This is a genomic window from Terriglobales bacterium, from assembly GCA_035624475.1.
Classification (GTDB): domain Bacteria; phylum Acidobacteriota; class Terriglobia; order Terriglobales; family Acidobacteriaceae; genus DASPRL01.
Genome location: DASPRL010000029.1, coordinates 1 through 6,869, shown reverse-complemented (window position 1 = coordinate 6,869; position 6,869 = coordinate 1). Strand labels below are relative to the sequence as shown.

General features: G+C 67.8%; 7 protein-coding genes and 1 tRNA gene. 4 read left to right on the top strand and 4 right to left on the bottom strand.

Features of this window, described 5'->3' with window-relative positions:
• Positions 1-74 (bottom strand) — tRNA-Arg (locus VEG08_01480).
• A 217-nt stretch (positions 75-291) separates the two neighbouring features.
• On the opposite strand from VEG08_01480, the gene VEG08_01475 reads away from it, so the two are divergent.
• Positions 292-858, top strand: a complete 567-nt coding sequence (locus tag VEG08_01475) for a hypothetical protein (GenBank protein ID HXZ26648.1) — start codon at positions 292-294, stop codon at positions 856-858.
• A gap of 39 nt (positions 859-897) precedes the next feature.
• On the opposite strand, the gene VEG08_01470 is transcribed toward VEG08_01475, so the two are convergent.
• Complete coding sequence (locus VEG08_01470) at positions 898-3,546, bottom strand: tetratricopeptide repeat protein (protein ID HXZ26647.1); 2,649 nt, start codon at positions 3,544-3,546, stop codon at positions 898-900.
• A gap of 99 nt (positions 3,547-3,645) precedes the next feature.
• The gene (locus VEG08_01465) at positions 3,646-4,080 is read right to left on the bottom strand and encodes a nuclear transport factor 2 family protein (GenBank protein HXZ26646.1); all 435 of its coding nucleotides are present in this window, start codon (positions 4,078-4,080) and stop codon (positions 3,646-3,648) included.
• A gap of 74 nt (positions 4,081-4,154) precedes the next feature.
• Between VEG08_01465 and VEG08_01460 the strand changes: the two genes are divergently transcribed.
• Positions 4,155-4,442 carry a hypothetical protein gene (locus VEG08_01460; protein HXZ26645.1) on the top strand — a complete coding sequence of 96 codons (288 nt, stop codon included), beginning with the start codon at positions 4,155-4,157 and terminating at the stop codon, positions 4,440-4,442.
• Position 4,443: 1 nt separating this feature from the next.
• A complete protein-coding gene (locus VEG08_01455; GenBank protein HXZ26644.1) occupies positions 4,444-5,163 on the top strand; it encodes a hypothetical protein in 720 nt (239 codons plus the stop codon).
• Positions 5,164-5,167: 4 nt separating this feature from the next.
• Here the strand turns inward: VEG08_01455 and VEG08_01450 are convergent, their stop codons facing one another.
• Positions 5,168-5,656, bottom strand: coding sequence for a hypothetical protein (locus tag VEG08_01450; GenBank protein ID HXZ26643.1), 489 nt, complete (start codon positions 5,654-5,656; stop codon positions 5,168-5,170).
• A gap of 131 nt (positions 5,657-5,787) precedes the next feature.
• Here VEG08_01450 and VEG08_01445 point away from each other — a divergent pair, with 131 nt between their 5' ends.
• Positions 5,788-6,447 (top strand): response regulator transcription factor, encoded by a 660-nt coding sequence (locus tag VEG08_01445; GenBank protein HXZ26642.1) that lies wholly within the window; start codon positions 5,788-5,790, stop codon positions 6,445-6,447.
• Positions 6,448-6,869 lie beyond the last annotated feature (422 nt).

Below are 6,869 nucleotides of genomic sequence, written 5' to 3'. Positions count from 1 at the left end.
CGCGCCCGGAGAGATTCGAACTCCCGACCTATTGCTCCGGAGGCAATCGCTCTATCCAGCTGAGCTACGGGCGCGCGGCGGAAGGACGTCCCTAGGGTATCGCAATCGGGGCCGCGCCGCCAACCGCAGGCCCACCCCTCCCGCAGCCGGAAGCCAAGGCTCTTCTTGCACTTCCGGCGGGCTAGGCGCACTATGTTCGCGACGCATCGTCGCCTGCGATGAGGGCCTCATCGCTTCCCCGCCGATGCCATGCCCCACGGACTTTCAGACCTCAGGTTCAGGAGGCATCCGATGCAGAAGATCTTGATACCCCTGCTGGCCGTCTTCCTGCTGTTCACGCTGGCGGCGGGGCAAGCACCCAGCCCGACCCCCACCCAGAAAGACAAGGGGAAGCAAGCGCCTCCCCCGCCGGTGATGAAAGAGAAGATGAAATTTCCCGACCAGACGAGCCGGATGTCGGAAGAGGCGGGCTGCAACATCGCCAACAAAGGGAAGAAGGGCCAAGTGTGCCTCTATGACATCGAGAGCATCTTGGCCTTCGCCAAGAAGAAGGAGCGCCCGCCGGTCTACGTCTCGCCGCACAACGAGGAGTCCATCCTGTGGTATTCCAGCGCCAAGCGGAAGTTCCGCATCGCCGAGCTGGTGGCCTATACCAAGGACTGTCCCGCCAACCCCTTCGCGCAAGACGTGATCGGCGGCGTCAAGAACGACAAGGACAAAGACGAGATGTTGCAGACCGCGATCTTTTCCGGCCTGGCCCGCAAGGACGCTCTGGGCTGCGAATACAAGCCCGTGCTCAAGGTGATGGTGAAGGGCCGGATGCAGACCTGGGACCCGCACATCATCATCGGTCCCTGAACTCGAGGGCGAGGCGCGGCCCCGCGAACTCGCCCTCTCCTACTTGCCCGCCATCAGCTTTTGAAAGCGGGGATCGCTGCGCAGGTCGTCCAGTTCCACCGCCTGCTCGATCTCCGCCCGCGACCACCCCGCCTGGATGGCCTTCTGCAGCCAGGCCAGGGCGGCGTCGCGCTCGCCGAACTGGTTGTGTACCAGGGCGGCGTAGTAGAGGGTCTCGGCGTGGTTAGGATTGGCCTTCAGACCCAGATCGATCTGGCGCAGAGCCTCGCTGCGGTTGCCCAGCCGGGCGTAGGCGTTGGCCAGCATGAGGCGCACGTCGGCGTCCTTGGGATTCACCTTGGCGGCCGGCTCGCCGAGCTGGATGGAGCGGCGATAGGCTTCCGCGGCCTGGTCGCGCTGGCCGGGGGCCCAGTAATAGGCGTCAGCCAGGTTGCCGGCGGTGCGGTAGTCCTGGGGCTGCAGCGCGAAGGCCTGCTGGTACGCGGTGACGGCTTCGTCGAAGCGGCGCAGACGGAAGTAAGCCAGCCCCAGGTTGGACCAGGCGCCCCAACTGGGCTTGGTCTCGATGCCCTTGCGCAGCACGTCGATGGCTTCCTGGTAGCGGCCCTTGGCCACGTAGAGGCCGCCCAGCGAGTACAGGGCGATGGCATTGTTGGGGGCGAGCTGGATGGCGCGCTGGTACTCGCGGATGGCGTCGTCGTAGCGGGCCTGCCGATAGTAGAAGTATCCCAGGGCGCTGTAGCCCCCCCAGTAGTTGGGGCGCAGAGCGAGGGCGCGCTGGTAGGTGCGCTCGGCTTCCTGGGTCTGGCCCAACTGCTCGTAGCTGTGCGCCAGTCCCCGGTAAGCCTCGTCGCTGTTGGGCTCGCCAGCCAGCGCCTTCTGCAGCTCGGCCACCGCCTGCTGATAGTGGCCGGTGCCATCCTCCAGCGTGCCCAGGCAGACGTGGGCCTCGGGCAGGTTGGGATCCAGCTCGGCGGCGCGCTGGCAGGCGCGGCGAGCCTGCTCCACCGAGGGCAGGTCCTTCTTCAGCACGTAGCGGGTCCAGTAGGCCTGGCCCAGGCCGGCGTAGGCCAGGGCGTAGTTGGGGTCGAGGGCCGCGCTGTCGCGGAAGGCGGCGATGGCGCCCTCGATGTTCCTGGGATCATCGTAGTTCTGCAGGTAGCCGGTGCCCTTCAGGTAGAGCTCGTAGGCGGCGGCGATCTTGGTGCCGTAGCTGGCGAGGGCCTGGCGGACTTCCGGCTTGAGGGAGAGATTCAGGTTGGCGAAGATGCTCTCCGCCACCCGGTCCTGCAGGGCGAAGGGGTCGGAGGCCTTGACGGTGATGGTGTCGGCGCTCAGGGTGCGGCCGCTGCCGGCCTCCACCAGCGAGTAGTTCACGCGCACGGTGTCGCCGAGCTGCTGCAGGCTGCCCTCCAGCACCTGGTTGACGCCCAGCACCTGGCGCGCCTGCTCCAGGTCGGTGACGTGACGGGCGTGCACCTCGGCGGCCGGCACCACCTGCAGGCCGGGGCCGGCGCTCACCTTGCTGAGCTTGGCGCTGATGGTCTCCGACAGGCCTTCGCCGTAGAACTGGCTCTCGGCGTTGCCGCCGATGGTGCGAAAGGGAAGCACCGCCAGCAGCGTGGATTGGGGATTCACGGGCCGGGCGGAGGTCGCCGGAGGCGGGCCGGGCAACAGCTTCCACAGGGCGATGCCCACCAGCGCCACCGTGGCCAGCAGCAGCAAGGCGATCATCCCCGAGGCCAGCCGGCGCCCGCCTCCGGCCGCGGCCGGCAGCGGCATGCGCTCCCCGGAGATCATCTGCCGCTGCAGCACTTTGAGGTCCACCACCAGGTCGCGCGCGGTGGCGTAGCGCTCCCCGGGATCTTTGGCCAGCATCTTGGTGAGGATGTGCTCCAGTTCCGGAGGCGTCTCCGGCTTGAGCTGGGTGAGCGGGACGGGGACGCGGTGCAAGGTGCGGTCTACGGTCTCGGCGAAGCTGACCCCCAGGAAGGGATTGCGCCCGGTCAGCATCTCGTAGAAGACCACGCCCAGGGAGAACAGGTCGGCGCGGCCGTCGGAGGGCTTCTGCAACAGGACCTCGGGGGCCATGTAGCCCCAGGTGCCGCTGAACTCGCGGGCGGTGCTGCTGGCGGCGGTGCGGGTGGGAGCGCTCTGGTCCGCCATGGAGGGGATCTGCTTGGCCAGCCCGAAGTCCAGGATCTTCACCTGCCCGCCGGGGGTGAGCATGATGTTCTCGGGCTTGATGTCGCGGTGGACCACGCCCTTGTCGTGGGCGGCGACCAGGGCCTCGCCGCACTGGACGGCGAGGTCCAGGAAGTCGGCGACGGAGTAGGTGGCGGGAAGGTGGCGGCGCAGGGTGGCGCCGTCCACGTACTCCATGACCAGGAAAAGCTCGCCGCCGTCCTCCAGCACGTCGTAGACGCCGGCGATGTGCTGGGTGTCGAGGGCGGCGGCGCGATGGGCCTCCTTGAGCAGGTGCTCGCGGTAGCGCTCGTCGGCGCGCAGCTCGGGGTTCAGGCGCTTGAGGGCGACCGGGCGGTGCAGGCGGGTGTCGTCGGCGCGGTAGACCTCGCCCATGCCGCCCGCACCCAGGCACTCGCGCAGCACGAAGCGCTCGGCCACGCGGCCGCTGAGAGGCGGAGCCGCGGCGGGTTTGGGCGCTGTCTCTTTCTGGGGTGGGGCCACGGCCCTACGCCTCCGGGGGAGAAGCCGGCCTGGACAGATGACCCGCCCATGGTACAGCGAAGCGGCCAGGGAGACAATTTTGCCCCGTCGCGCTGGGCGCTAGCTCTTGTCCACGCTGGAGAGGTGCTCGTGGACGATGCGCAGGCTGCCGTCGGGCTCGAGCTGGAAGACCTGGGTGCCGCGGCCGTGCTCGATCATCTCTTCCACCGTCCCGCCGGCGGCGGTGGCCACCTTGCTGGCGTGGAACTGGAAGGTGTAGCTGGCGACCGCCGCACTCTCGCCCAGCAGCACCACCTCGATCATTCCCAGGGTGGTGGTGACGGTGGTGAGGGGCTGGAAGTACTCGCGCTGGCGGCGTGCGGCGGCCAGGCGTCCGGGCTCGGGACGGGCCCCGGAGGAGCTGAACACCGTGGACTCGTGGGCGTAGACTTCCGCCAACTGGTCGGCGCGCTTGCTGGACATGACGGCCCAGAAGCGCTTGACCTCGGCGCGGACTTGCTCAGCCGTGATCTTGGGCACGCCGAGAAAGTACACGAAAGCGCGCCCGCCCGCCAGTCCCTATCTTTCCAGGGAAGCGATTGTTTAAACTAGGGGCCGGGAGAGAAGCCATGCGCAAGATGACGGGCTGGAAGCAGGCGACGGTGGCGGGATCGTTCGGGCTGGGGGTGGCGCTGTTCCTGGCGGGGCGGCGGGCCGCCGGCATGCTGCTGTCTGGGGTGGGGCTGGCGGTGCTGGCCTCCGAGTACCGCGAGCCGCTGCGCGACTTCTTCGAGCAGGCCCCCGACTACATCGAGCGCGGCACCCGCATCGTGGACGCGCTCTCCCGCCTGGCCGACCACCTGCGCCAGGGGCGCGAGTGGGAGGGCGGGGAGAGCGGCTCGCCCTATCTCACCTAGAATGACCATCAGCCCGGAAACCAGGAACCGCATCCAGATCGTCCTGGCGGTGGCCATGGCGGCCGCCGCCATCCGCCTGGCCGTCATCCTCTACGAGCGCCACGCGGAGAGCGAGCCTCCGCCGCCGGCAGCGGAGAGACCGCTGAACCCCGACTCCTACGTCGTGCCCCAGAAGCTCTACGCCTACGACCTCGAATCGGCGCGGAAGGGGCTGGTGGGACACCCGGTGTGGGTGCGCGAGGGCTACCGCGTCACCTACTATCCCTTCGCCGGCCACCACAGCGATCTGCAGCACGAGGCCGGGCTGCTGGGGCCCATCGAGCGCCTGGAGATCACCGAGGTGGTGCGCGATGCCTCGCCCGCTCCCGGCCAGCAGCAGATCATGGCCGTCTTCAGCAAGGAAGGGAAGTCCTACGCCTTCCCGGTGGGGGCGGTGAAAGGCCAGGACTACAGCCTCTACATCGACGACCTGGTCTACCTGCAGGACCCGCACGAGTTATACCAGCACTGGCCGCAGGACATCTGGCAGGCCATCGACCGCCACCAGGCCCGGCTGGGGATGAGCGAACTGCAGATGGACTTCGCCCTGGGCGTGGGCTACCTGCACGGCAGCGGGCTGGGCTCGACGCGCCTGCTCACATTCCCCAACGGCGGCAAGCCTCTGGTGGTGACCTTCGAGAACGACCGCGCCGTGGACATCCAGCCGGGTCCGGCGCAGTAGGCCGCTACTGGAACGACTCCTTGAGCAAGGGCGAATCGGCGGTGGCGGGCTTGTCGTCCTCGACGTGGAAGACGCCGTGGTCGTCCAGGAAGAAGGCGCGGTGGGCGGCGTCGAACTGCTTGGGGGTGAGGGCGACGGAGAAGTAGCTGCCGCCGCCGTGGAAGCTGACGGTGTAGTCACCGCGGTCGGTGCGGGCCATGCGCTTGGTGAAGGAGCGCGCTCCGCCCGCCAGGGCGTAGAGGCTGGCGGCGTAGTGGCCGAACTTCTTCCTGTAGTCGCGCTGGGCTTGGAGCAGGGTGCGCATGTAGCCCAGGGCGGCGGCCTCGGGCTCGCTGCGGGCGGGGTCGCCGGGGAACTTGGGCTTATAGACGGCGGTGGGCGCCGCCCCCGCCTGCGGCGGGGCCGTCGCCGGGGCCTCCTGGCCCGCGGCCGCCACCGCCATCACCGCCAGCACTGCCATTCCCGCCACCCCTGCCCAGACCCGGTTGCCCATAGCCAATCCTCCCAGAAGGCCGCCAATGTACCTCAAAAGCCAGCCCTTACGCGAGGCCAGGGCCTTCGGTCACACTTCCCAGGGGCGGGAGGAATGACGTATGCTTGCCCCACTCTGGCCGGAAGGACAGCATGAAACCTGCACCTGTGAAGAAGCCGCGCATCCGCATCGCCGTGATCGAGAGCGACCCCCTGCGCTTCGTGGGCTTTCGCGCGCTCTTCGATTCCGAACCCGAGTTCGAGCTGGTGGCCTCGTCGGTGGGCGAGATCGCCTCGCACCAGAACGTGGACCTGGCGCTGCTGGGCAGCCGCGCCGCCCAGAACCTGTTCGACGTGATGGCCAGCCTGAAGGCGGTGCGCCCCGACCTGCGCATCATCGTCACCGGCACCGGGGCCGACGACGAGACCATTCTCAAGGCCCTGGCGGCGGGCGCCAAGGGCTACATCGACGAGGGCGCGGGGGCGCAGGAGTTCATCCAGGCCATCCGCATCGTGCACCAGGGCTCGGTGTGGGCGCCGCGGCGCGTGCTCTCCATCTTCATCGAGCGCGTGACCTCTTCGCCGGGACGCATCTTCCCCGCCGGGCGCGTCACCTTCACCGACCGCGAGAAGGAAGTGCTGGAACTGCTCGTGGCGGGGCGCTCCAACAAGGAGATCGGGGCCTCGCTGGGCATCGAGGAGCGCACCGTCAAGGCGCACGTGGCCAAGCTCATGCGCAAGGTGGGAGTGCAGAACCGCATCGCCCTCTCCGTCCACGCCATCACCCATTCCCTGGTGTCCAGCGGGAAATAGAACTAGGATTTTTCTGCGCTAGCTGGTCCAATGCTTGGGGATCTCTCTCTTTGGTGCTAGTGGGGACAGCATGTTTGAAAAATTATTCCGCCCCGCGCGAACGAAGGGCTCTACCGAAAAGCCGATGTTCGAATTGTTGGGGGAAGCGGGTCGCGGTTATCCAGTGGACTCTCCAGGGTCACGCTTTCTCAGCCGCAGCGCCAAAGAGCACGTACTCCTTGGGGCGGGCTACGTTCAAGCGATGAGCCGGGTAACCGAGACGTTGAGGTCGTGGGTCGGGCTGATCGAGCGCGTCCGAGTGGCTCCCGACGTTCTCTCGAACGCTCTTCCCCTACACGTACAGGCAATGATTGAGCGCTGGGATTACTCCCAGGTCTCCGTAGAGGATGTCCTGCCGACCGTTTTTTCAATCTACTCAGATC

What these genes read in the sequence shown, in the direction of transcription:
- VEG08_01445 (HXZ26642.1), top strand. Translation starts at nt 5,788, where the DNA reads ATGAAACCTGCACCTGTGAAGAAGCCGCGCATCCGCATCGCCGTGATC.
- VEG08_01460 (HXZ26645.1), top strand. Translation starts at nt 4,155, where the DNA reads ATGCGCAAGATGACGGGCTGGAAGCAGGCGACGGTGGCGGGATCGTTC.
- VEG08_01475 (HXZ26648.1), top strand. Translation starts at nt 292, where the DNA reads ATGCAGAAGATCTTGATACCCCTGCTGGCCGTCTTCCTGCTGTTCACG.
- VEG08_01450 (HXZ26643.1), bottom strand. Translation starts at nt 5,656, where the DNA reads ATGGGCAACCGGGTCTGGGCAGGGGTGGCGGGAATGGCAGTGCTGGCG.
- VEG08_01455 (HXZ26644.1), top strand. Translation starts at nt 4,444, where the DNA reads ATGACCATCAGCCCGGAAACCAGGAACCGCATCCAGATCGTCCTGGCG.